The 24,636-nt window shown below is 38.3% G+C and carries 22 protein-coding genes; 14 read left to right on the forward strand and 8 right to left on the reverse strand.

All coding sequences use genetic code 11. From position 1 onward, the window contains the following. The first annotated feature begins 338 nt into the window (after nt 1-338). Nucleotides 339-1,217, forward strand: a complete 879-nt coding sequence (locus GQR56_RS14235) for a DMT family transporter (protein ID WP_206018184.1) — start codon at nt 339-341, stop codon at nt 1,215-1,217. 16 nt (nt 1,218-1,233) lie between these two features. Continuing rightward, nucleotides 1,234-1,929, forward strand: a complete 696-nt coding sequence (locus GQR56_RS14240; RefSeq protein ID WP_240920939.1) for a hypothetical protein — start codon at nt 1,234-1,236, stop codon at nt 1,927-1,929. 43 nt (nt 1,930-1,972) lie between these two features. On the opposite strand, the gene GQR56_RS14245 is transcribed toward GQR56_RS14240, so the two are convergent. From GQR56_RS14245 to GQR56_RS14260, 4 genes are all read right to left on the reverse strand, one after another. Continuing rightward, nucleotides 1,973-2,290 (reverse strand): multidrug efflux SMR transporter, encoded by a 318-nt coding sequence (locus tag GQR56_RS14245; RefSeq protein WP_024609960.1) that lies wholly within the window; start codon nt 2,288-2,290, stop codon nt 1,973-1,975. Further along, on the reverse strand, nt 2,290-3,822 hold the full coding sequence (locus GQR56_RS14250) for a bifunctional GNAT family N-acetyltransferase/carbon-nitrogen hydrolase family protein (protein ID WP_166112624.1): 1,533 nt from the start codon (nt 3,820-3,822) through the stop codon (nt 2,290-2,292). The genes GQR56_RS14245 and GQR56_RS14250 overlap by 1 nt, the downstream gene beginning before the upstream one ends. Nucleotides 3,823-3,921: 99 nt before the next feature. Further along, entirely contained in the window at nt 3,922-4,770 is an 849-nt protein-coding gene (locus tag GQR56_RS14255; protein WP_166112627.1) for an MBL fold metallo-hydrolase, read from the reverse strand. A gap of 79 nt (nt 4,771-4,849) precedes the next feature. Beyond that, entirely contained in the window at nt 4,850-7,135 is a 2,286-nt protein-coding gene (locus tag GQR56_RS14260; RefSeq protein ID WP_166112630.1) for a penicillin acylase family protein, read from the reverse strand. A gap of 156 nt (nt 7,136-7,291) precedes the next feature. On the opposite strand from GQR56_RS14260, the gene ycaO reads away from it, so the two are divergent. From ycaO to folX, 7 genes are all read left to right on the forward strand, one after another. After that, complete coding sequence (gene ycaO, locus GQR56_RS14265) at nt 7,292-9,052, forward strand: 30S ribosomal protein S12 methylthiotransferase accessory factor YcaO (protein ID WP_166112633.1); 1,761 nt, start codon at nt 7,292-7,294, stop codon at nt 9,050-9,052. 115 nt (nt 9,053-9,167) lie between these two features. Beyond that, nucleotides 9,168-12,530 (forward strand): ATP-binding protein, encoded by a 3,363-nt coding sequence (locus tag GQR56_RS14270; protein WP_166112636.1) that lies wholly within the window; start codon nt 9,168-9,170, stop codon nt 12,528-12,530. Between the two features lie 43 nt (nt 12,531-12,573). Then, nucleotides 12,574-13,203 carry a DUF480 domain-containing protein gene (locus tag GQR56_RS14275; protein WP_166112639.1) on the forward strand — a complete coding sequence of 210 codons (630 nt, stop codon included), beginning with the start codon at nt 12,574-12,576 and terminating at the stop codon, nt 13,201-13,203. 70 nt (nt 13,204-13,273) lie between these two features. Next, nucleotides 13,274-14,110: an ammonia-dependent NAD(+) synthetase gene (gene nadE / locus GQR56_RS14280; protein ID WP_166112642.1), complete on the forward strand. Its 837-nt coding sequence runs from the start codon at nt 13,274-13,276 to the stop codon at nt 14,108-14,110. A gap of 133 nt (nt 14,111-14,243) precedes the next feature. Continuing rightward, on the forward strand, nt 14,244-14,963 hold the full coding sequence (gene folM, locus GQR56_RS14285) for a dihydromonapterin reductase (protein WP_166112647.1): 720 nt from the start codon (nt 14,244-14,246) through the stop codon (nt 14,961-14,963). 24 nt (nt 14,964-14,987) lie between these two features. Further along, nucleotides 14,988-15,542 carry a GTP cyclohydrolase I FolE gene (gene folE, locus GQR56_RS14290; RefSeq protein ID WP_024609967.1) on the forward strand — a complete coding sequence of 185 codons (555 nt, stop codon included), beginning with the start codon at nt 14,988-14,990 and terminating at the stop codon, nt 15,540-15,542. A gap of 3 nt (nt 15,543-15,545) precedes the next feature. Next, on the forward strand, nt 15,546-15,902 hold the full coding sequence (gene folX / locus GQR56_RS14295) for a dihydroneopterin triphosphate 2'-epimerase (RefSeq protein ID WP_166112650.1): 357 nt from the start codon (nt 15,546-15,548) through the stop codon (nt 15,900-15,902). Between the two features lie 14 nt (nt 15,903-15,916). Here the strand turns inward: folX and GQR56_RS14300 are convergent, their stop codons facing one another. Both GQR56_RS14300 and GQR56_RS14305 read right to left on the reverse strand, forming a co-directional pair. After that, on the reverse strand, nt 15,917-16,351 hold the full coding sequence (locus GQR56_RS14300) for a YqaA family protein (RefSeq protein ID WP_024609969.1): 435 nt from the start codon (nt 16,349-16,351) through the stop codon (nt 15,917-15,919). A 115-nt stretch (nt 16,352-16,466) separates the two neighbouring features. Continuing rightward, nucleotides 16,467-17,492: a hypothetical protein gene (locus GQR56_RS14305; RefSeq protein ID WP_166112653.1), complete on the reverse strand. Its 1,026-nt coding sequence runs from the start codon at nt 17,490-17,492 to the stop codon at nt 16,467-16,469. Nucleotides 17,493-17,694: 202 nt separating this feature from the next. Between GQR56_RS14305 and GQR56_RS14310 the strand changes: the two genes are divergently transcribed. Continuing rightward, complete coding sequence (locus tag GQR56_RS14310; RefSeq protein ID WP_166112656.1) at nt 17,695-18,375, forward strand: hypothetical protein; 681 nt, start codon at nt 17,695-17,697, stop codon at nt 18,373-18,375. Here the strand turns inward: GQR56_RS14310 and GQR56_RS14315 are convergent, their stop codons facing one another. Together GQR56_RS14315 and GQR56_RS14320 are read right to left on the reverse strand one after the other, a co-directional pair. After that, nucleotides 18,376-20,157 carry a tetratricopeptide repeat protein gene (locus GQR56_RS14315; protein WP_346775768.1) on the reverse strand — a complete coding sequence of 594 codons (1,782 nt, stop codon included), beginning with the start codon at nt 20,155-20,157 and terminating at the stop codon, nt 18,376-18,378. 193 nt (nt 20,158-20,350) lie between these two features. Then, complete coding sequence (locus tag GQR56_RS14320; protein WP_024609973.1) at nt 20,351-20,716, reverse strand: DUF4870 domain-containing protein; 366 nt, start codon at nt 20,714-20,716, stop codon at nt 20,351-20,353. 183 nt (nt 20,717-20,899) lie between these two features. Between GQR56_RS14320 and GQR56_RS14325 the strand changes: the two genes are divergently transcribed. The 4 genes from GQR56_RS14325 (at nt 20,900) to GQR56_RS14340 (ending at nt 24,636) form a co-directional block, all read left to right on the forward strand. Further along, nucleotides 20,900-21,601, forward strand: coding sequence for a spondin domain-containing protein (locus GQR56_RS14325; RefSeq protein ID WP_024609974.1), 702 nt, complete (start codon nt 20,900-20,902; stop codon nt 21,599-21,601). A gap of 11 nt (nt 21,602-21,612) precedes the next feature. Further along, nucleotides 21,613-22,350: a spondin domain-containing protein gene (locus GQR56_RS14330; RefSeq protein WP_024609975.1), complete on the forward strand. Its 738-nt coding sequence runs from the start codon at nt 21,613-21,615 to the stop codon at nt 22,348-22,350. A gap of 62 nt (nt 22,351-22,412) precedes the next feature. Beyond that, on the forward strand, nt 22,413-23,138 hold the full coding sequence (locus GQR56_RS14335) for a response regulator transcription factor (RefSeq protein ID WP_007580488.1): 726 nt from the start codon (nt 22,413-22,415) through the stop codon (nt 23,136-23,138). A 10-nt stretch (nt 23,139-23,148) separates the two neighbouring features. Beyond that, nucleotides 23,149-24,636 carry a HAMP domain-containing sensor histidine kinase gene (locus tag GQR56_RS14340; RefSeq protein WP_166112659.1) on the forward strand — a complete coding sequence of 496 codons (1,488 nt, stop codon included), beginning with the start codon at nt 23,149-23,151 and terminating at the stop codon, nt 24,634-24,636.

The raw sequence follows: 24,636 nt of genomic DNA on the forward strand, positions 1-24,636 counted from the left end.
AATTATCATTCCATGCTCGCTTTAGCATTTACTATGATGTGGCTACCAATGTGGGCTGATTAATATATATACTACAAAGATCAACAGCCCCTAATGTTGTCATAATTTATCCTTTTGATGTTTCGGATAATTTAGCATAAGCGCAATAAAAAAGCCGCCAGATACGTTTTATGACAAACTCTGGCGGCTAACAATAACATCAGGCTTACTATAGCTAAATATATCCTCAAACCCATGCGACATAATGTCGCAGATGATGAATATTCAACATTATAGTTAATGCATCGCTTTACTAGGGCGTGTTAACTTTACTACCTTATATTTTAACGATGACGACCATGACCTGGATATTTTTCACTTTTTTAGCCGCCTTCATGCAAGCATGGCGTAATGCCCTGCAAAGTAAATTAAGCAACGATGTGAGTGTTGCTGGCGTAACCCTCTCCCGCTTTATTATTGCAGGTCCTATTGCTGCCGTGTATTTATATAGTTTGTATCAATATCAAGATACAGCTATGCCTACGTTTAATAATGCCTTTTGGGGATTTATTGTAGGCGCAAGTGTTATGCAAATACTTGCCACTGGTTTAATGGTTAAATTATTTAAAATGAATAATTATGCTGTAGGTGCTGGTCTTGCCAAAAGCGAGGCGTTAGTGGCTGCTATTTTAGGTGTATTATTTTTTGGCTCGGCACTTTCTTTACTCGGTTGGCTTGGTGTGTTTTTTGGCGCTATTGCCGTATTGCTACTCAGCGGCATAACAAGCGTTAAACACTTTAATGCTAAAACGGCATTACTAGGACTGGCATGTGGTACTTGCTTTGCACTTACCTCACTGTGGGTACGTGAAGCCAGCTTAAACTCAGGATTATTATTTCCACACTCAGCCGCTTGGGTTTTGCTGTTTGTAATTAGCTTACAAACACTAATACTACTGAGCTATTTATTATTAAAAGAACCGCAAACACTCAGTAAACTGTGGCAATACAAAGGCACTACAGCCGCAATTAGTGTTTTTAGTTGTATCGGCTCTATTGGCTGGTTTAGTGCAATGAGCTTACAACATGTTGCTTATGTTAAAACACTTGGACAGGTTGAAGTCTTTTTTACCATGCTAATTGCCGTACTTTGGTTAAAGCAGCCACTTAAAAAACAAGATACTGCAGGCTTAATACTCATAGCCATTGCCGCTGTTTTAGTAATGTTGCCACTATAAATTAAAAGGGTTTTAATTGAAAATAATACTACTACCGGGGCTTGATGGAACAGGAATGCTTTTTAAAGGAATACTCAAAGTACTTCCTAAGACTTTAGATATTCAAGTGTTCTGTTTAGATGAACTCGAAGGCGATAGCTATGCTAAAAAAGCACAATATCTAGCTAAACATTTGCAAAGCACTGAGTTATTTATCGTGGCAGAGTCATACTCAGGACCAATAGCATATGAGCTATGTAATTTATTGGGTAGTAATGTAAAGCAGATTGTATTTCTGGCAAGCTTCATTTCGGCGCCTAGTTTATTATCTCGGTATGCCTATCTAATTCCTACATTTGCTTTGCAGGCATCAAAATTAAATATATGGCTATTAAATAAAATGGGATTTGCAGGTTTGGGAAGTGAAAGCCAAGTTTTAGATGTATTTAAATCAATTAGCTTCGCAAATAAAGCTAAACTAAAAAATAGACTGCAGAACATATCTCGATTAAGTAAACCTAAAAATTTACATGCTACGCCTGTGGTATACATCAAACCTACAAACGACTTATTAGTTAATAAACGTGCTGTTGATGAGGTAAAAAGCGTATTTAATAATACAAAGGTTGTCACAATATTCGGTGGGCATTTTATTGCTCAAACACATCCTCTTGAATGCGCAGATATTATAAAAAGAGCGATAGACGAGTATAAAACGACTCAATATTTTTAATCTAAGCGGCACTAAAAAACTTAGTGCCGTTTTAAAATATAAATTAAGAGCTTATTTTAAGTGTTATCACACCGCTAATAATCATTAATACTCCCGCAATACGACCAAATGTAGCTGCGTCGTTATAAAACAATATACCCACTAAAAACGTACCCGCAGCGCCAATGCCTGTCCACACGGCATATGAGGTGCCCATTGATATTTGCCTTTGGGCAAGCCATAACATAAAACCACTAGCAACTAAAAATGCCACCGCTATTGCGATGCCCTGCCAGCGAGTATCTGGGTTTTGTGAGATTTTTAAACCTATCGGCCAGCCAATTTCAAGTAAACCGGCAATAACCAAATAAATCCACGCCATTAAACATCTCTCTTTTTCAAAATTACGTCGTATAAATCTTCACGTCGATCTTTTAAGTTACGCACTGTACCTTCGCTATGAAGGATTTTAAGCTTATCCATATCAAGGTCACTAAATAACAGCATTTCTGTATTAGGTGTGGCTTCGTTAAGTGTTGCATCGTGCGGGAACGAAAAGTCCGATGGCGTTAACACAGCCGATTGTGAGTACTGCACATCAAGGCTTTCTACTTGTGGTAAGTTACCTACCGAGCCTGCAATAACCACATAACATTCGTTTTCTATTGCACGCGCTTGTGCACAATGGCGCACACGTAAGTAGCTATTTTTAGTATCGGTCCAAAATGGGACGAACAAAATATCTAACCCTTGTTTTGCTAATATACGTGAAAGCTCAGGAAACTCTACGTCATAACAAATTTGAATACCTACACGCCCAGCATCGGTTTCAAATACAGCAATTTTGTCGCCGCCTTGAATAACCCAATCGTTTTGCTCATGCGGGGTAATATGTATTTTACGTTGCTCGTCTATTTTACCGCTGCGGTGGCATAAATAACTTACGTTATAAATTTTATCGTCTTCGGCGAGCGGCATAGAGCCGGTAATAATATTGGCGTTGTATTCTATTGCCATACGCGACATCGCGTTTTTAAACGTTTCGGTATATTCCGCTAAATAACGAATCGCTTCAGTTTGGTTGCTTTGATTTCCTAAGCCCATTAATGGCGCGTTAAAAAATTCAGGGAAGAGTATAAAGTCACTTTTGTAGTCAGATACGGTATCTACAAAGTATTCAACCTGTTTTAGCATTTCTTCAACCGATTCAACACAACGCATTTGCCATTGCACAGCACCCACACGCACGATTGATTTAGTTGACTCGAGTACCGTGTCGGTTGGTTCATACATAATGTTATTCCACTCAAGTAAAGTGGCATAACCAACTGACTCTTGATCCTCCGGTAGGTACTTTTTAAGTAAACGCTTTACCTGAAAATCGTTAGATAACTGAAAACTTAAAATAGGATCGTATAGCTCTCTCTGATCTACTTTTGCAATGTATTCCATTGGCGTCATTTCATTACTGTGATTGTAATAACGCGGAATACGCCCACCCGCTAAAATAGCGCGTAGGTTATATTGGCGGCACAGTTCTTTACGGGCATCATAAAGGCGACGACCTAAGCGCATGCCTCTGTGAGTTTCGCTAATGGCCACATCTAAGCCGTATAGCGCATCGCCATCGGTATCGCTAAATACACGGTCGTGACCATCTGCAATATCTTCGTATGTATGCGGGTTTGAAAAACGTGTGTAATCAACTTGTACACTTAATGCTAAGCCCACCAGCACACCGTCATCTACAATACCTATTTGCCCTTCAGGAAATTGGTCTATTAATCTAAAAATGGTATGACTTGGCCACGCACCACCTAAGTCGGGATACGCTTGATCCATCAAGGTTTTAATTTGCGGATATTGCTCTCTGGTTAAGTTACAAATTTCAAGATGGGTTTTTTCTGCCGACATACACAACTCCTTTAGGCATAAGAAAATAAAAGCCGAATGTACGCTCGATTAAATCAAGAATACACTCAGCTTTGTATCATGTTTTTTACTTTAGATGTACTACTTTAAACTGCGATAAAAGAGTGTGGTTACTTTCTCTTTTGGTAACCAGCCTGCGTATTCAAGACCAAGTTCTGCCAATGGATCGGCTTTAAGTACTTGCTCTAAGCTTGCATTATTTTGCATTGCTTTTAGCATCACATCTTTCGCATTTTGAACTAGCTTACCATACGCTATCAGTCCTGAACGGTCACTTACCTTACCGTGTCCTGGTATTACTTTAGTGTTGTCGTCAATTTGATTAACGACATCGTCTACTGCCGCTAAAATACCATCAACGCTACCGCCACTATCTACATCAACAAACGGTAAGCTGCCAAAATTAAAGTAAATATCGCCCATGTGCACTATGTTGTCGTTACTAAAAAAAACAACCGAGTCGCCATCGGTATGTGCATGTTCGTAATGCACTACATGGGCATGTTCATTATTAAAATGCAGTTTTAAATCGTGACCAAAACTAATGCGCGGTAAAAAGTCTGACCCTTCTCCATGCTGCTCTTCTAAACGTTTATGTACATTGTCGTGTGCTATAACGTGCGCGCCCGCTTTAGCAAAGTTTTCGTTGCCACCGGTATGATCGCCATGATGATGCGTATTAATAACAAACTCTGCACTGCCTGGCTTTAAATCGCTAATCGTTTTTTTAATGTCGTCTGATAACTTGGCAAACTGATCATCAATAATATAAATGCCATCATCGCCTACACTTGCTGCAATATTACCGCCTTGCCCAAATAGTACGTATACATGCTCACTTAGCTTTTGTGCTGTTACTGGACCCTCGTCGGCTTGCGCTGCTGTACTTAGTAATAAACCTGTTATTAATGCGGGTAGTATTTTTTTCATTTTTGTTCTCTGTTGTATGAATTAATAAATATAGAACGTTTTTATCACTATTTAAGCTCACTCACTGATCACTTAAACGTTATTTAACAGGGCTTATGACTATTTGATGTATAAGTGTTTGCGGCAATAAAGGTGTATGTTTACCCTCTACGTAATCACTAAACCCCGCTCTATAAAATTCAGAAAGAGGGTGTCCCGATTGCCCACCCGGAATAGCTAAAATTGCATGTTCTAAATGCCCAGGTTGTGCAATAAAGCGCTGCGATGCGCCAAAACTACGCCCTTGTACGGCGGGCATGTAGCTATCACCAAAACCCGCTGCTGTGGGCATATTTAATAACTTAGCAAGTAACGGCATTTGCTTTGCAAACGGATGCTCTATCACTAACTCATTGACCTTGCCCCACTGCCAGCTTTGCACGTTATTGCCAAACTGCTCAGTAAGCTTAGTAATAGTTTGGTTAAATGCACCGTGTAATTGTGCATCCCAGCTTTTAAATTGTGAGTTTATCCAGGTGTCGGGTTTGTTGTTAATAAGCTGCCAAACTGCGGGCTCTAAATCTCGTTTTACGTATTTAAGTGTGCCTTGTTGTTTATTTAGTTGGCTTTCAATATTACTAAATAAAATATTAATCACTTCATCGCGGTAGCGCTTAACTAAGGTATACCCTATGGAGGTTGAACACGCACATTGCTGCCAATTTTCGAGCGCTGTTATATATTGCTGATTTTTAGTTTTATCGGCTTTTAATTGCTTTAATAGCAACGCATGCCAAGTCATTAAAAAGCGAGCTTGATTATCGAGCTGTAGTGCGTAAAAATCGCTCTCTGCAAATGTTTGTTTTTCAAATAATCTATCGCGAATTTGGCTCGAACGTGCACCGAGTGCATAGCCACCATTGCCAAAACGAGCGTTATCCTCAGCCGATACCACGCGAGAGTTACCAGTCCATAATCGCCCGCTTTGTGGGTTTTTAATAAAGGGACGTTGTAATTCGGTTTGCTGCCAAAGCGCTGAGTAGTCATCAGCATTTACACCGAGCTCGCTAGGCGTTTTACGAGCCGGTATGCCGCCCATATGCTTCCACGCTGCGCTCCCTTGGCTATCTACCACCATAAGATTTTGCACAGGTATTCCTACATCGCTTGCTACGGCAAGTGCATCATCTACTGTTTTGGCTTGCTCTAATTTTAAGAGTTGCATATTAACGGCGTAAGGCTGATGTGCAGCCCAGCTCAATGCATAAGGTTTTTCGTTAATGTATTTTACAGGGCCATATTCGCTGAGTATTAATGAGTAGTTTTCGACTCCCCCATCGGGTAATGCAATAGGTTCATCTACTTGCCATGTTTTACTATCATCGTTTAATGCAATCCAGTCGGCTGTATCTAAATAGCCGTTAGTAAACCCCCATGCAATATTATTGTTAGTGCCAACAACAATTGCCGGCGCTCCGGGCAGCGATACACCAGTTACCTGAGCAGGTTTTCCATTTTGTATATAATTTAGCTGGGCTCTGTACCAAATTGCAGGCACTGCCATCGATAAATGCATATCATCCGACACCATACCAGCGCCTGTTTTAGTCAACGCTCCTGTAACAGCCCAGTTATTACTGCCGCGCTCTTGGTTGGCTTCAATACTTTTAACTGTATGCTGTGTTTGAGTTGGCAAAGTAGGTATGCCGCCGCTATAAGGCGCTAATTTACTGCCATCAAGCGCGGCTTGGTACTTACTTGGTTGCGTTAAAAAATCAACCATTTGCTTTGTGTACGCTTGCTCAATTTGAATGAGTGCTTGGTCGCGTTCAAATGTGGCGCTTTGCAAATCAAGGTACATGCTAAATATCACAAGTAGGCTGTCTTCACTTTGCCATGGCTTTTGTGGTGCACCTGTTAGTAAATATTCAAAGCTTGAATACCCTACTTGCGCTAAACCTTCGTTTACACCTTGAGCGTAACTTTTAAGTAATTGCTTATCGGTCTCAGGCAGCGTTTGTAAAATAATTTGGCTGCGTTTACGTAATTGATGAAAACGCATCTTTTTATCGAGCCCCAACGCGGCTTCGCCAAATAACTCACTTAGCTCGCCTGCGGCATTACGTCTTAGTAAATCCATTTGAAAAAATCGGTCTTGCCCATGCGTATAACCTAAACCATAGGCAACGTCGTTTCGGCTATTTGCATTTATCACTGCTTGCCCTAGTGCATCGCGCGAAATTTTTACGGGCTCTACTACCGCGTTACTACGTCCGTTTCCATCAAGGGCAGGTAAACTTAAACTAAGTACACCATAAACAACGGCGGTACTTGCCAGCCCTAAAATCACAATTAATAATAACAAGCGTTTGATTACTTTAAACATCAACCTTTCCTTTGCACGTTTTGACCAAGCGTTAAGGACATATAATAACCACAGTTTTATTAAATAATAATGTTCTTGCTCGCAAAGGGTGAAATAAACATCAAAATCCACGATAATGTCAGCTCCACACATCGTGCAGAACTAGTTGAGATCAATATGACTGAAAAAACATTTATCAAAGGTAAAGACCGCGACCTAGAATCGTCAATCTCTACCATGCAAAACAAGCTTGAAGCCCTACACATTAATGTTGAAGAAGCGCTTTGGCTTAACCCTGTAGCTAACTGTTATTCGGTTCATATAAAAGACAGTGACTGCGGTGTTATGTTTACCAATGGTAAAGGCGCTACCGACAAAGCATCTATTGCCTCAGCACTCGGTGAATACTTTGAGCGTTTAAGCTGTAACTACTTTTTTGCAGACTTTTATCTAGGTGAAGAATTTGCCAATGGCGAGTTTACTCATTACCCAACCGAAAAATGGTTTAAAGTTGAAGGCGATGAAGTACCACAAGGTATTATGGATGAAAGCTTATGGGATTACTTTGACCCAGAGCGCGAACTTACCGCATCACACCTTTTTGATTTTAACTCAGGCAATATTGATCGTGGCATTTGTACCCTGCCATACACGCGCCAACGCGATAACCAAGACGTATACATTCCGGTAAACGTTATTGGTAATATTTTTGTATCGAACGGTATGAGCGCAGGTAACACAAAATTTGAAGCTCGCGTACAAGGTTTATCAGAAGTATTTGAGCGCGCGATTAAAAACCGCATCATCGCCGAAGGTATTTGTTTACCAATCGTGCCTGAAGATGTTGTTAAACAATATCCTAAAATTCACGAAGCGTGTGAAGAGCTTCGCAGCCATGGCTTTCATTTACGTATTGCCGATGCATCGCTTGGGGGAATTTACCCAGTAATGAGCGTAACGCTTATTAACCCAACTGATGGCTCTGTATTTGCCTCTTTTGGTGCTCACCCATCATTTGAAGTTGCGCTTGAACGTACCGTTACAGAGTTACTACAAGGTCGTCGTTTAGATCAACTAGATGTATTCCAACCTGCAACATTTGATAACGATGAAGTAGCAACACCAGAAAACATTGAACTGCACTTTATTGATTCAAGCGGTTTGATTTCGCATGATTTCTTCCGTGCAAAACCTGACTTTGAATTTGTACACTGGGACTTTAGCGGCACAACAGAGCAAGAATATAACTTCTGTACTGACCTAATTCACAGCATGGATCACGATATATACATCATGGATTACACGCACCTAAACGTATACGCATGTCGTATTTTAGTACCGGGCATGTCAGACATTTATCCTGTTGATGAGCTTATTTGGCGTAACAATAACGAAGGCGCTAAATTCCGCGAAGCATTTTTATCGCTTGATCAGTTTAGCACCGAGCAATGGATGGATATTTACGACAGCCTAGAAGAAGCAGGTCATAGCGATATTATCCGCGCCGCAGAATTTATTGGTTTAGCAACTGATGCCGACACACCATGGCACACACTGCGTATAGGTGAGCTTAAAGCGCACCTATGTTTAGCCGCAGGCAGCGAAGAAGCCATTGATTGGGTTGATTGGATACTTCATACAGGTCAAGTAAACGAAGATGCAATGCGCCACTTCCGCTGTTTAAAAGCGATTCTTGAAATTAAATACGATGACGAGCGCGAATACGCTGATTACCAAGATGCATTAGGCTTAATGTTTGGTGCTAATAATGTAGCGCTGGCTATAGAAATTGCCGAAGGTAAAAAGCAGTTTAACGGTTTAACTTTTCCTGGTTTATCGCTTGAAGGCTTTAAAAAGCATGCGGCACTACTTGATGGTTACCGCAAGCTACACGTAGCAAAGCAAAATCATTGGGCGCGTGAAGTTAGCGATTCGTAACTCGCTAAACTACTAATTATAAAAAATAAACGGCGCATTTGTTAATGCGCCGTTTTCATTTGTGCAATAAATTAGCTATAGTTAATTTGCCTAAATTAACGCCACGATGTAGCTAATGCCACCGTCTAGTAACAATAAAAAAACGAATGTTCATAACTTTAAGCTGACCTTTTGGTTATCGCTTACGCTAACAGTACTAGTTGGGGTAGTTCTTGATCGTATTAACTATAATCGTGTTAAAGATACCCATCGTCTGCAAATTCTTTCCGAAGTAAGTACCTACAGAGCGCAGCTCGAATCTACTTTAGTTTCTAATATTCAACTAGTACGAGGTTTAGGCGTTGCCGTTGCTGCTGAACCCGATTTAACACAAGAACGCTTTGGAAAAATTGCCGCCCCTCTTTTTAAAACATCAAACGAGTTACGTAGTATTGCCGGTGCTCCAAACATGATTATTCAAATGAGCTATCCGCTAAAAGAAAACGAAAAAGCAATTGGTCTTAACTTTTTAAAAAATGAAAAACAGCGCGAAAATGCAATTAGAGCTCGCGATACAAATACAATAGTTATGGCTGGTCCTCTCACTTTAGAGCAAGGTGATTTAGCGCTAGTGGCACGCGTTCCTGTTTATTTGCAAACGGATAATACCTTTTGGGGCTTATTATCCGTTGTTTTAGATCTTGAAAAAGTATATGTCAACTCAGGGGTTTATGAGCTCGAAAAAGAATACACCATAGCTATACAAGGGCGTAATGGATTAGGTAAAAAAGGTGAGTTTTTTTACGGAGATCAAAGTATTACAAACATAAACCCGATTGAATTTACTTTAAATTTTCAAGGTGGCAACTGGCAACTCTATGTCGTTCCGAAGGTCGGCTGGAGCCCTCCTAACTCAGCTATATGGCCACTACGCTTAGCAATAATAATTATTTGTGGGCTATTAATTTGGGCATTTTTATTCTTTTTAAAAATGCTTGAGCGCCAACAACAAAACGAAAAAATGCTCGAAACCATGAGCGATCTAGCCCAAATTGGCGCATGGGCTTTTAATTTAGAAGCTCAGCAAGTGTATTGGTCAGATATGACTAAAAAAATATTTAAATACCCCCTTAATACACAACCCGAATGGCCTAAAGATCTAAACTACTTTAAAAAAGGCACTAGCAGAGAAACCATTAAACCCTTAATTGAGCGTGCTATTAAATATGGTGAGAGCTATGAAGTTGAATTAGAAGTAATAGATGCTGAAGGTGAATCTGTTTGGGTACTTGTACATGGAGAAGCAGAGTTAAAAAATGGACGCTGTGTAAGAATTTTTGGTTCGTTACAAAATATTGATAATCGTAAAAAAATTGAATTAGAAAATAGTAAAACAGCGCTACATAACGAAATTTTAGCTTCACTTACTGTAAATAAGTTAATTTTAAACGGTCAATTAAGCCAATCAAAAGACATTATTACGCAAGCTGTTTGCCAAGCATTTAATATTGAACGTGCCAGTATTTTACTTTTTAATAAAGATAAAAGTCAGCTAAACCCTTTTGCTGTACATAGTAAACTTTCACCCGAAAATGAAGTGGAGCCAATTTGGCTTAGACAAAATACGCCTAACTTTTTTAATGCTATAGATCATCAGGCTGTTTTTAATGCTCCTGATACTTTAAATAATCCTATTTTAGAACCTCTCAAAAAACGTTATTTAACCCCATTAAACATTAAGTCTATGCTATGCGTAATTATTCCTGCTGGCAGTGGCGTAATAGGAATGGTATGTGCAGAGCAGTGTGAATCAAAACGCTATTGGTCTAAAAATGAAGAGAGTTTTTTAATTGCCGTCGCTGCATTAATTGGTAGCTTACACTCAAGCCAACAACGAATAGAAACAGAACAGCAATTAGTTACCGCTAAAGAAGACGCAGAAAAAGCAGTTGCTGCAAAAAGTGAGTTTTTAGCGAGTATGAGCCACGAAATTCGCACCCCAATGAATGGCGTTTTGGGGATGTTAAACATACTAAAACAAACTCAATTAGATCAGCAGCAAGAACATCACATTGAACTTGCACAATCATCAGCTCAATCTCTGCTTAATATAATTAATGATATTTTAGACTTTTCGAAAATTGAAGCGGGTAAGCTCGATATTGAAAATGTACAGTTTAATCTCCCAAGGTTATTAGGTGAAGTAGTTGAATCATTTGCTTTAAAAGTAGAACAAAACAACACAAAACTTATTTTAGACGCAACTAAAATTACAGTAAGTGAGATAATTAGTGACCCTAATAGGTTACGCCAAATTTTAAATAACTTAATTGGTAATGCGGTTAAATTTACTTTAAATGGTGAAGTAATAATAACGGCAAAAATAGATGAAACAACCGATGGTTCCTTTTTACAATGCTCAGTGATCGACACTGGTATTGGTATTGATCCTAAACAACAAAATTCATTATTTGAATCTTTTACGCAAGCAGATACCTCAACTACGCGCCAATTTGGTGGAACAGGATTAGGCCTAGCTATAGTTAAACAACTATGTGAGCTTATGAATGGCGAAGTAAGTGTGAATAGTATGGTAGGCGAAGGCAGTACGTTTTCTTTCACCATAAAAATACAACCACGCTTGAGTAAAGAGCAAGATTTACCGAGTCATTTAATTAAAAATAAACGTATTCTTATTATTGATGAATGTGCTTTAAATGCAGGCACTGCAAATAAGCAGCTCACTGTATGGGGTGCAACTGTTAACTGCATACATAGCTACTGTGATGTAGCTGATTATCTAAAAAATATAACCATTCAGCCAGATGCTATTTTAGTAGATTACTACTTTTTTGAAAAAGCCACTCCGTCACATATTGCTACCCTCAAAAACTTTATAGTTATGTACAGCTGTAAGTTAGTGATAATGGCTCCTATGAGCTACTCACGAGAAGAGTCAAAGCTTGGTATGGAGGTCAACTGTATGATTTTCAAACCACTCACTCCCTCTGATTTATTTGACTCACTCACAAATGATAAATATATAGAGCAGCAACAAAATCAAGCGCAACTACAAAATAAACTAACTAAAGCAACAACTGTTGATTCAACCGAGCCCACACTTTTACTAGTTGAAGATAATAAAATTAACCAAGTTGTTGCCTCTGCTTTATTAAAACAAGCAGGAGTGGTTTTTGATATTGCTGAAAATGGGCTTGAGGCAATTGTAAAACTCAATGCAAAACAAGGGAAACCATATAAGCTAGTTTTAATGGATTGCCAAATGCCTGAAATGGATGGCTACCAAGCAACTAAAGCTATTAGAGAAGGCGATGCGGGTAAAGGTAATGAAAATATTACTATTATTGCATTAACAGCCAATGCCATGCAGGGCGATAAAGAAAAATGCTTAGCCGCAGGCATGAACGACTATTTAAGTAAGCCTCTCGATTTAGCTGCATTACAACCAAAGCTTCAACAATGGCTTGGCACTCAATAAAGGTGTAAGCTAATAAAATACGCTTACTAATTTGAGATTATTTATGCAGTTATCAGCAAATCAACAACGTATTATTGGGTGTTTACTAGAAAAACAAAGTACAACGCCGGAGCACTATCCTTTATCTTTAAATGGATTGGTCAATGCGTGTAATCAAAAATCTAATCGTGACCCAGTTTTAAATCTTACTGAAAATGACGTACAAAATACACTAGATGAATTAATTGAAATGCGTTTGGTGACAATAGACGAAGGGCTGTCTGGTCGTGTAAATAAATACGACCATCGCTTTTGTAATACGCAATTTAGTAATTTACAGTTTACTGATCAGCAACGTGCGATTGTTTGTTTAATGTTATTACGCGGCGCGCAAACCCCAGGTGAATTAAAAACCCGCAGTAATAGACTTGCTCAATTTAGTAACGTAAACGAAGTAGAAAATGCGTTAAACGAACTTGTTAAAAGTGACTACGTTAATAAACTAGATCGAGAGCCGGGTAAACGCGATAGCCGTTATATTCATCTGTTTGGTGATCAAGAGTCTAATTTAATAAATAATGCGGCAACCGCAACGTTAGATACAGTCCAAAATAACGAGCTAGATGAACTACTCACCGAAATTGAAGAGTTAAAAGCAGAGCTTCGCCAGATAAAAGACCATTTAGGGCTTTAATTACACCGTACTAAATCACATAATAAGTCTATTGCGTATATAAATTAATTTAAACAATAAGGAGCTACCCATGCGCGCCGAAATTATAGCTGAAATGAAAGTTCAGCCAATGATTGATGTAAACGCTGAAATAACTCGTCGAGTTAACTTTATAAAAACACGTTTAGTAGCTGCCTATTCAACGTCTTTAGTGCTTGGCATTAGTGGCGGTGTTGATTCATCTACCTGTGGACGTTTATGCCAACTTGCCGTAAACGAGCTTAATAAAGAACACAGTACAGATAAATACCAGTTTATTGCTGTGCGTCTACCTTATGGCGTGCAAGCCGATGAAGATGAAGCACAAATGGCTGTTGATTTTATTCAGCCAAGCAAGCGTATGACCGTTAATGTTCAGCCTGCTGCCGATGCGCTTCACGAACAAGCAATAGCTGCTGTTGTTGGTAATGGTGAAACATTACCAGAGCAAGCAAAAATAGACTTTATTAAAGGCAATGTAAAAGCACGTCAACGCATGGTTGCACAATACGAAATAGCCGGTTTTTGCCAAGGCTTAGTTGTGGGTACCGATCATAGTGCTGAAAACATTACTGGTTTTTATACTAAATTTGGTGACGGCGCTTGCGATTTAGCTCCTCTTTTTGGTTTATCAAAACGCCAAGTACGTTCTTTAGCAACAGCATTAGGTGCGCCCGCTTTATTAGTAGAAAAAGCACCGACAGCCGATTTAGAAAGCGATCGCCCAGGGCTTACCGATGAAGAAGCGCTAGGTTTAAGTTATGAACAAATTGATGACTTTTTAGAAGGGAAACCTGTGTCTAAAGATGTTGAAGAAAAGCTTGTAGGTATTTACCTACGTACACAACATAAGCGCCAAGCAATTCCAACTATTTATGATGACATGTAAGCTATATAAAGTAATTAATGCCTAATAAGCATTAATTACTTTTTTGATCGACTGATTTAAACTCTGCGTATATGCTAACTAAATAACGCTTTGAAATTTTATTAACCACCCGCCAAAGAGAACACTGCATTATATGACATCGCCCATTTTAATAACCGGCGCCGGCCAACGTATTGGCTTGGCACTGGCTCAGCATTATATCGCCCTAGGGCAGGCAATAATTATTACGTATCGTACTCGCCATAAGGCTGTTGATTTATTAGAGCAACAAGGCGCTGTGTGTGTGTATGCTGATTTTAGTACCGATGAAGGTATAAGTAACTTCATAAACACGCTTAATACGCATACAACGTCATTGCGAGCAATTGTACATAATGCATCAAGCTGGGACTGTGAAGGTAACAATCCTAACTACGTTCAATTATTTGATAACATGATGCGTATTCATGCTAAAACACCTTATTTAATTAATTTAATGTGTGCCGATTTACTATTAAACTATCAAGCTAGTTTAAAAAAACCTGCTGATATCATTCATCTTACAGATTACGTAGTAGAAACTGGCAGCCCAAAACATGTAGCTTATGCAGCAAGTAAAGCTGCACTTGAAAATCTAACAAAATCGTTTAGCGCTAAATATGCGCCAAATATAAAAGTAAACTCGGTTGCTCCATCGCTCATTATTTTTAATGAGCATGATGACGATCAGTACCGTACTAAAACCCTAAAAAAATCATTAATGGGCATTGAACCCGGATGCCAAGAAATTATCAATAGCATTGATTTACTATTACAAAGCCAGTACATCACAGGTCGTTCTTTGCCTGTGGATGGCGGTCGTCATTTAAAGTAAATAAGCTAATAAACTGAGACATTTATGCATAATGAATTAAAAGATAGTTACCAAAAAATAATCACCGCTGTAGGCGAAGACGCTAATCGTGAAGGCTTACTTGATACGCCAAAACGCGCAGCAAAAGCAATGGAATATTTAACGCAAGGGTATCGTCAAACACTTGAAGAGATAACCAATAACGCAATATTCACCTCTGACGCCGACGATATGGTACTCATACAAGACATAGAGCTTTACTCTATGTGCGAGCATCATTTGTTGCCATTTATTGGTCGTTGTCACATTGCTTATATTCCAAATGGCAAAGTACTCGGTTTATCTAAATTTGCACGCATAGTAGATATGTACGCACGTCGTTTTCAAATTCAAGAGCAACTAACCCATCAAATTGCCAAAGCGGTTGAAGAAATAACCGGTGCAAAAGGTGTAGGTGTTATTGTTGAAGCCAAGCACATGTGTATGATGATGCGCGGTGTAGAAAAGCAAAATTCAAGTATGCGAACTTCTGCAATGCTAGGTAACTTTAGAGCTGATTCAAAAACGCGTAACGAATTTTTGCAGCTAGTAAGAGGTTAATCTATGGCTAATGCAATTATTAATGTAACCAACTTACGCCTACGCACTTTTATTGGTTTTAATCCAGATGAGCGCGAAAAAAAGCAAGACGTAGTGATTAACTTAGAGATTCATTACCCTGCTGATGATGCCTGTAAAACAGATGAAGTAGACCAAGCATTAAACTATAAAGTAATCACCAAAGAAGTGATTAACTTAGTAGAGCAAGGTCATTTTTTACTACTTGAAAAACTGGTTGCTGAAATTCTTGCTGTTTGCCACATACACCCAAGTGTACATTATGCCAAAGCGCGTGTAGATAAACCCCACGCACTGCGTTTTGCTGACTCGGTGTCGTTAACGCTTGATTGGGCTAAATAACCGACAAAGTTCATTCAAAAAAGCTTTTCAAATCCTATGGCAAGGGCGATAACCGCTAAATAGCGCGCGCCTTTGCCTAGTGTTACCAACAATAAAAATAAGCTAAATCGTACCTTAAATATCCCCCCAATCACTGTTAGCGGATCGCCTACAATAGGTAACCAAGCAAACAACAAACTAAACACACCGTATTTATTAAATTGCTTTTGCGCGCTCTCAAGCCCACTTTGTGATACCGGAAACCACTTTTTATCTTTAAAGCGTAATATTTGTGTACCCAACCAATAGTTAACGCAACTGCCTAAAACATTACCAAGTGTTGCAACACACCATAAAAGCCAAAGGTTTACTGTATTTTGAGAAATCATTCCCACCATAATCACTTCAGATGAGCTAGGCAGTAATGTGGCAGATATAAATGCACTAACAAATAGCGTGAAATAAAGCATAACGCCCTTATAGCTAAACGTAAAAACCCAGCTAATTGCTGGGTTTAAAATAATATGATGCCTACTTTATCAAAAATAAATAAATCATATAGTCTATTTTTAACGACCTAAATTATTAGTTATTTATTCTATTAAGCTTTGCGGGCTTCAAAACAGCCACTTCTTCAACTGGGCGTGGGCGTGTAGGTCTAACATGCTTTTTACTTGAAGGTACACAAAACAATTCGCGCTGACCGCTTACAATATTGTCTGGAGCAAATTGGTTATTAATTAATAGATTTTGGCTCTTAACTTTATTTTGCTTAACGTAGTTGTAGCAAACTAAGTGTCGTTTTGAGTTTAGCATTTTAAACTCTTGTTTATTATGTATTTTAGTTGACGGATTACATAACAAAACAGGCTTCCCTAAAACTGCCTTTGTTCTACCAAACTGATCTGCAATCATAATTGTTTCTTCTGGAAGTCGGTCTGCTTTCTCAACGTTGTAACACTGAAAATGCTCTCCAGGCATACTTACTGCAACACTCTCCGGTTTAACTAACTTTCCACATGGAGCCGTAAATACTGAGTAGGTGCGCTTACTTTTATTACTTGTTGACCAAATCCAACGAAATAACTTTGTATTAACCACATTCGCTAAAGGAAAGTTTAACGCCATCCACGGTGGAGTGCCGCTAGCAACAGTACCGTTATTCATAGTATAAGGCAGGCTTGTTTGTGCATTTATAAGCGTGGTTATTTGTGCAGCATTTGGACCACCACTTTGCGCCCATCCCGTCGATGCAATATCGGATTGATGCGCTCTAAATACTCCTGAACCAGTATAAACGGTATGGTCACCTTTAAAAATCCCTGCAAATCCTTGAGCACTACTTCCGTCACCCCAAGCAATTACGCTAACTGAGCAGCTTTCCATAGCACTCGCTGAATTATTAACAGCGAACTTAAACTCTTCAATTTTTTTCCATTGGCTTCCATGTGCGCCACGATGCACAACGTTGTTAACACTGCCTTGGGAGTGCACAACAATAAAGTCGTTATCAGCCGTTACATTACCTGTGACCGTTGCCGTACCCGCATTTACATGCAAAGTTGCGCTCATAAGACAGGTACCAAGTATGAGTTTTTTTAATATTTTCATTTTAATATCCTTTAAGTTTCAATTTATGATTAGCCATACCTCTGGCTCATTGAAACTTAGCAGTAAAAATAAAAATGTATTTTAAATTAAGGGGTTAAAATAGGGGCTCTTTCAAATAGACCCTAAATTTACCCCCATTAGAATTAGATTAAATAAGGCAGTTTGACTACTGTTATTAGAGTTATAACTAAAGGATACAATAATGAAAAAAATAATATTAAATGCATTATCTGTTAGTGCACTCGTCGCGGTTTCTACTAATGTAAATGCGCATTTACTTGCTTTTGATAAGCTAACTACAAATCAAAAAAACATAACAGTCGTTACTTCTTTTGAAATGAATAAAGAAGAAATTATTGAAGAGTTCCATTTGCGATCTAAATATTTTGAAGTCGAAAAATGGATGATGAGCCAAAATGTATCACTCGATGACAATCATTTTTCTGGTCAACATGCTAATCAAATTGCATCAACAAAGGCATTAGCCACCTCCACTGTAAATATAATTGAAGTACCACCGATACACGACTTGATCGATCCATTTAATAGCAGAAACCAAAGTTCATCTGAAAATGGTAATACTCCTATTAATAAACTTAATATTGCTGGGTTTGCTGCGGTATCAATGTGTAATGCTCATGCGAGTGTTAACTATAAAGCCAAATTGCCTAATTTAGTTCCGCGCTTTACCGGGCCGCAAACCCTAATTGATGCTATTTATTCAAAAGGTACTAAGCCAATAACTTATGAATTATCTCATGGGCTTTCTTTTGAGTGTGTTTATGTGGCCAAAAGTATAAAGCCAACATATGAAGAAAAGCGTCGCTCGATTAAAACAGCACCAAAAAAAATTAAAACTAATGAGTTAAATCATTCACATTAATTACTGCATAGATTCTTTTTTTACTATCGTCATAATGTTGTTAAGCCCTTGAGTTAACAACTCCCTGTCTTTTTTATCGAGCTCGCACTCAGATAAAATGAAGTGACAGGTTTTAACTACATTTCGCCATCGAGGATTTTCGGGGATCTTTTTTAAGTTAAGATACTTATCAAGTGATCGTGTTCTAAGCCTGCCAGAGTCAATCGAGATACTCCATATTTGGCTTCGCTCTGCCAACTCTACCTTATTAGTTTGTGTGTACTTTTCCCATACCGCCAAACAATCTTGCATAGCAATTACAAGCAACTCAGACAGCGTATTATCCACTGCGTGTGTAGCCCCCTGCACCTCCTCTTTTTCAATATTATTTAATAAAAAAAGCTGCTGTTTATGTGACTCAATTACAGTAATAAGGTGTTGGTGAGTTTTTCGTTTTCTAAAAATATAAACTGCAAAACAAAAGCCGATAATTAAAAATAAAACAAATATTGATAGAGTAATATTAAGTAGCTTGTTTATTCTTTGCTGCTTTTTTTGGTTAATAATTTCTTGATCGAGTAACCGACCACTAATTCTTTCATTTTCAATTTCACTTTGCTTTATTTGAATATTTTCGCTGTATTTTTGCTGCAATAATTGTTCATATAAATCTTGGTACTTTTTAAGAAAAACAATTGAGTCATACGGGTAGCCCGTATTTAAATACAATTCGCTTGCATACAAGTACACTTCCATTTTTAATGTGTCTTCGTTAGTACTGTCAACAGCCTCAATCGCTTGTTTAATATAGTTAATAGCCTCTTCACTTCTTTTTTCATTTTGTGCCACTTGCGAGTTCAGTAAAAATATTTCACCGCGAAACTGGTTTTCAGAAGTATCTAAGTATTGATTTAATTTAACGAGGAATTGCTGCGCTGGTTTATATTCATTAGCACTTATATGTAAGCGTGTTAACACTATAAGTGCATACAAAGACTGTTTTAAATTTTTTGTTTGTTGGTAATAATCGATTATTTTTTCACTATAAAATCGCTGTTTTTGGTATTCACCATTTATAGTGTAAATATGCGCTAATGATTGATAAATATGAGCTAAATATTCTAGTGCTTTTAAATCATCATGAGTAGCGGTGTAGTTAACCAGTTTTTCTAATGCTAATTCAAAGTAATGCTGTGACTCATCATATTTCTCTAGCGTTTTATAAATTAGCCCTAAATTACTGAGTGTGTTTGCCGTATAAAAGTCATTTCCTAACTCCTCTTTTAAGGCTAAGCTTTTTTGAAAATAAGCTAACGCTTGAGGGTAATCACCTTGTTTTTTTGCAATGCTCGCCAAGTCGTTATAACTTTTAGCAAGCCATTGTATTTTGTTTTCTTTTTTTGCAATTTCAAAGGCGCTTTGATAATAATTTTTTGCCTCTTCGTAAGCATTATCATAAAAGTTATCAGTAGCTATTTTTCTGAACCACAAATATTGTATTTCGGTACTTTGAGTAAATATTTTACTTATTTTTATTTGAGATAAATAATTCTCTGCAGCTGAGCCTTTCCCCAGCTCATTATTAATATCATGTAGATACAACATTAATTTAGCAGCAACTAACGGAAATTTTTGTTGATCTAAAGAAGATAAGTTCTGCTCGCAATTGACTAAACTAAGCTCTGCCGTTTGCATTTTCATGCTATTGCGACACTCAACTAAATATGAATTATTAGCCTCAACTTTTGTACATAAAAGCAGTAATAGCATAAATGCAAAATGCCTTATTTGAAATCCTTTCACGCGACAGCACCAAATAATAAATTTAACCTTTACTATACACCAAATTAACAACAGTGATTTACTCTCTTTAATTTACTACCTTTAATAAAGCTCCCTCTTGCTAACGTTTATAAAGTAAGCCACAGCAACATAGCCGTGCTTTAACGTAAAAACCCAGCCTTTAGCTGGGTTTTTAAAATAATAAGTTAAGTTATTATTTTATTAAATTTAAGCTCAGAGGGTAATTAAACTCCTTACCTTCATTTGCTTTAATACTTGCTATTACAACCATTACTAACGAGAAAATAGCCACTATAGGCAGTAAAATTAAACCTATCACTGCAAAAATTAGTAAAAAACAAACTAAATACGCGATTGCCATCGTTATCTGAAAGTTAAGTGCTTTTTTACCATGCTCATCAACAATTGGCATTTCATCTTTTTTAATTAGCCACACTATTAATGGTCCTATTATTGAGCCAAATGGCACAACAAACCCTGCAAGCGCACTTAAATGGCATAGCATTGCCCATGTACGGTCATCTTTATTAACCGGTTTAACTTCTTGATTTTCTTCCATAACACTCTCCATTTTGTTTTGTATATGTTGCCTCTTAATTGGCTAAATGTCTACAAATCAACCACTGTATTTACAAAAAAATCACAACGTGAAATCTTGTGATAAAAAAGTGATAAGTTTGTGAGAGTTTCTGGAAACGATTATTCAATACTTAACTCGAATCATCACTTACAGGAAATAATAATGAAAGCTTCTACATTTACAATCGCAACTATTTTAGCAGCAGCTAGCCAATCAACTATGGCTGCAGAGTTAGACCTAAAAATTACAAATCTAACTAAAGGCATGCACTTTACACCCGTACTAATAACTGCTCATAACACTGAAGATAAACTGTTTGAAGTTGCAACAGAAGCTTCATCTGCACTACAAGCAATGGCTGAAGGCGGAGATATTGCAGCACTTATGGCACAAGCAACTGCTGCTGGTAGCGATATTGCTGCTAACCCTGCAGGTGGTTTACTTACTCCTGCAACGTCAGCAATGACCACATTAACAACAACCGATGGTAACGATTACCTGTCGGTTACAGCAATGTTATTACCTACTAACGATGCTTTCGCGGGTTTAGATAGCTGGAAAATACCTACAGAAGCAGGTACTTATACTGTTTATTTAAATGCATATGATGCCGGTACTGAACAAAATAATGAACTAGTAGTAGAAGGTTCTGGTGCGCCAGGTGTACCAGGTATTCCAGCAGCACCAGGTGGTGATGCAGGTACTGGTGGCGCAGGTATTGTTAGTAACGATACAAATATCAATGTTCATATTCACCCTGGTAATTTAGGCGATGATGATTTAACTGCTGGTAATAGCGACGTTAGCAATACAGTACACAGATGGTTAAACCCTGTAGCTAAGTTAACTGTTACAGTTAAGTAGGAGTATTGACTATGTCATCTATTAATAATTTAAAAAAGAGTGCTTTAGTTATCATGCTTGCAACTGCACTGGCAGCATGTAGCGATAACGACGACAACGATCCGATAATTGAAGAGCCTGTAATTGAAGAGCCAATTGTTGTTGAACCTGTAATTAGTGAGTTTACTATTACTTTTAGTAATTTAACCGCAGGGCAACCCTTATCTCCGCTATCTGTGATTGCTTTTGAAGATGAAGCGCCTTGGACATTTGGTGCTCCAGCATCAGTAGGTTTAGAGATGCTTGCTGAAAGTGGCGCGAATGATGAATACTTATTATTTGAAGACGCTCTAGCGGCAGTTTCTGCTGAAGGTGGTATTGGTCCAGGAGAAACAACCACAGTTACTATTTCTGCCGAATCACTGGAAACACTTAATTTGTCATTTGCTGCAATGCTTGGGAATACAAATGACACATTTACCGGTCTTAGTCTTGTAGATGTATCTACATTAGAAGTCGGTGGTTCTATAACACGTACTACCGTTGCTTATGATGCAGGTACTGAAGCGAATACAGAAACAGCTGAAACAGTGCCAGGACCTGCCGCTAGCGGTGAAGGATTTAATCCAATACGTGACGATACTGCCGATATAATTGCAATGCATCCAGGCATTGTGTCAAATCAAGATGGATTATCAACATCAGTACTCGGTGTTGAGCATAAGTTTGATAATCCGGTATCGAAAATAGTAATTACGCGCACGCAGTAAAGTTCCAGCTTGTAATGGGGAAGTAAGGGAGCATGGATGCCCCCCTTTTTACGAGGTTATACATGCGTCACGAAAAAATATTAGTAGTAGAAGACGACAGAGAAATAGGTAAATTAATTACCACACAACTTACTTCGCTTAACTTACATGTAGATCATGTTGTAAGCGCAGAACTTGCCTTAAAAAAAATAGCCAAGCATCCCTATGGGCTTATTTTACTCGACATAAATTTACCGCAAATGGACGGTTTGAGCTTATGCCGAAAAATAAAAGAGCATTACCCAACTACCTCCGTAATTTTACTCACCGCGCTTAGTAGCGATATGGACAGAGTAATTGGTCTTGAAATGGGCGCTGATGATTATATTTGTAAGCCATTTTTTGCACGCGAATTACAAGCCAGAGTAAAAACCCAATTACGCCACAGAGCACAACTACTCGCTAGCCAAAATAACGACAACTCCCCCGTTGATAGCGAACAAACACTAAATGTAGGCTCACTCAATATAGAATTTAGTTCGCACCAAGTGTATTTAGGCAAACAAGCACTTAACCTTACCGCCACCGAATTTGATTTACTCGTTTATTTTGCACGCCACCCAAATCATGTTTTTAGTCGCCAGCAATTACTCGATAAAGTATGGGGTTATCAGCATAGTGGCTACGAGCACACGGTTAATTCACATATCAACCGCTTACGTGCCAAGCTAGAAGAACACCAACAAGCGCCTATCATCGAAACCGTTTGGGGTGTTGGTTACAAACTAAACCCTAGCCAACTCAATTAAGACACCTATTATGAAATTATCTTTGTATCAAAAATTAGCTATATCGCTAGTCGTCATTTTTTGTTTTATTTGCGTCCTTGTTTACGGCTGGAGCAAGCAATTAGAACTCACATCAAAACACCACGCCGAACAAAACCTACATTTAGCGCTAGCTGAGCATTTAGTACAAGATAATCCATTAATAAAAGAAGGTGTTTACGACTACAAAGCGCTTGAAAATCTTTTTCATACTTTAATGTTATTAGGTCCTGCGTTTGAATTTTATTTTGTAGACGAAACCGGAAAAATTCTTACTTACTCAGCAAAGCCAGGGAAAGTTAAACGCACGCATATTAGTTTAACGCCTTTAAAAAAGCTGATTAACAACCCAAGCGCTGCACCTATTTATGGTGATAATCCTCGTAATAAAGAGCAACAAAAAATATTTTCAGCCGCACCAGTATTCAATCACGATAAGTTACAAGGCTATTTATATGTAATTATTGGTGGCGAAGCTTACGACACCTCACTAAGCACGGTAAAAAATAATGACAAGTTATGGCTAGCCGCTTTATGGCTTGGCTCTGCACTTGCATTTTTACTCATTGCTATGCTCATTTTACTGCGCTTTTTTACTAATCCTATTCAGCGCTTAGCGCGCGATGTAAGTAATATTGAAGCGAATAATTACAGCCTTACCGACACCAAGCTAAGTAACTATTCAACGCAAAAAAGTAACGAAGTGCATAGCTTAGGTCGAAGTATTCAAGCCATGCTTACCCGTATTAACGAGCAATTTAAAGCGCTTGAACAAGGCGATAAACAACGCAAAGAGTTGCTTACTCACTTATCGCACGACCTACGTACACCGCTTGCTTCACTGCAAGGCTTTTTAGAAGTATTAAACCAGTCCGGCGAGCAGCTAAGTAAAAAAGAGCAGCAAGAATACTTACAGGTATCGCTTAATAATTGTGGGCAATTAAAGCTACTCATAGAACAAATATTTGAGCTTGCTCACTTAGAAAATGGCGAAATAAACATAAATAAAGAAACCTTTAATTTAGGTGAACTCATTTACGATTGTATGGCAAAATTTAGTTTAGCCGTTGATAAAAAAGGTATTAGTTTATCGGTAGAACCCGCGATTTGTGATTTCCCTGTGGTTGCCGACATAGCTAAATTAGAGCGTGTGTTGAGTAACTTAATAGATAACGCAATTAGGCATACTTCTCGCGGCGGCAGTATCGCAGTAAATGTACAACGCAGTGACGATAATCAATTATTTGTGCATGTATCAGACACGGGCGTAGGCATAAAACAAGATGAACTAAGTGCTATTTTTGATCCGCACTATCAGGCAAGCAACTCAAATAAAGAAGGTCGTCAGCAAGGTGGTTTAGGGCTGGCTATTTGTAGGGGATTATTAAAACTGATGGATAGCGAAATTTACGTACAAAGTGAAATTGGTAAAGGCACTATGTTTAGCTTTAATTTGCCACAAAAAAAGGTGCTTCCTTAA

Source organism: Pseudoalteromonas sp. Z9A5 (assembly GCF_011378875.1).
Taxonomy (GTDB): Bacteria; Pseudomonadota; Gammaproteobacteria; order Enterobacterales; family Alteromonadaceae; genus Pseudoalteromonas.

What these genes read in the sequence shown, in the direction of transcription:
- GQR56_RS14235 (WP_206018184.1), top strand. Translation starts at nt 339, where the DNA reads ATGACCTGGATATTTTTCACTTTTTTAGCCGCCTTCATGCAAGCATGG.
- GQR56_RS14245 (WP_024609960.1), bottom strand. Translation starts at nt 2,290, where the DNA reads ATGGCGTGGATTTATTTGGTTATTGCCGGTTTACTTGAAATTGGCTGG.
- GQR56_RS14250 (WP_166112624.1), bottom strand. Translation starts at nt 3,822, where the DNA reads ATGTCGGCAGAAAAAACCCATCTTGAAATTTGTAACTTAACCAGAGAG.
- GQR56_RS14255 (WP_166112627.1), bottom strand. Translation starts at nt 4,770, where the DNA reads ATGAAAAAAATACTACCCGCATTAATAACAGGTTTATTACTAAGTACA.
- GQR56_RS14260 (WP_166112630.1), bottom strand. Translation starts at nt 7,135, where the DNA reads ATGTTTAAAGTAATCAAACGCTTGTTATTATTAATTGTGATTTTAGGG.
- ycaO (WP_166112633.1), top strand. Translation starts at nt 7,292, where the DNA reads ATGACTGAAAAAACATTTATCAAAGGTAAAGACCGCGACCTAGAATCG.
- GQR56_RS14270 (WP_166112636.1), top strand. Translation starts at nt 9,168, where the DNA reads ATGCCACCGTCTAGTAACAATAAAAAAACGAATGTTCATAACTTTAAG.
- GQR56_RS14275 (WP_166112639.1), top strand. Translation starts at nt 12,574, where the DNA reads ATGCAGTTATCAGCAAATCAACAACGTATTATTGGGTGTTTACTAGAA.
- nadE (WP_166112642.1), top strand. Translation starts at nt 13,274, where the DNA reads ATGCGCGCCGAAATTATAGCTGAAATGAAAGTTCAGCCAATGATTGAT.
- folM (WP_166112647.1), top strand. Translation starts at nt 14,244, where the DNA reads ATGACATCGCCCATTTTAATAACCGGCGCCGGCCAACGTATTGGCTTG.
- folE (WP_024609967.1), top strand. Translation starts at nt 14,988, where the DNA reads ATGCATAATGAATTAAAAGATAGTTACCAAAAAATAATCACCGCTGTA.
- folX (WP_166112650.1), top strand. Translation starts at nt 15,546, where the DNA reads ATGGCTAATGCAATTATTAATGTAACCAACTTACGCCTACGCACTTTT.
- GQR56_RS14300 (WP_024609969.1), bottom strand. Translation starts at nt 16,351, where the DNA reads ATGCTTTATTTCACGCTATTTGTTAGTGCATTTATATCTGCCACATTA.
- GQR56_RS14305 (WP_166112653.1), bottom strand. Translation starts at nt 17,492, where the DNA reads ATGAAAATATTAAAAAAACTCATACTTGGTACCTGTCTTATGAGCGCA.
- GQR56_RS14310 (WP_166112656.1), top strand. Translation starts at nt 17,695, where the DNA reads ATGAAAAAAATAATATTAAATGCATTATCTGTTAGTGCACTCGTCGCG.
- GQR56_RS14320 (WP_024609973.1), bottom strand. Translation starts at nt 20,716, where the DNA reads ATGGAAGAAAATCAAGAAGTTAAACCGGTTAATAAAGATGACCGTACA.
- GQR56_RS14325 (WP_024609974.1), top strand. Translation starts at nt 20,900, where the DNA reads ATGAAAGCTTCTACATTTACAATCGCAACTATTTTAGCAGCAGCTAGC.
- GQR56_RS14330 (WP_024609975.1), top strand. Translation starts at nt 21,613, where the DNA reads ATGTCATCTATTAATAATTTAAAAAAGAGTGCTTTAGTTATCATGCTT.
- GQR56_RS14335 (WP_007580488.1), top strand. Translation starts at nt 22,413, where the DNA reads ATGCGTCACGAAAAAATATTAGTAGTAGAAGACGACAGAGAAATAGGT.
- GQR56_RS14340 (WP_166112659.1), top strand. Translation starts at nt 23,149, where the DNA reads ATGAAATTATCTTTGTATCAAAAATTAGCTATATCGCTAGTCGTCATT.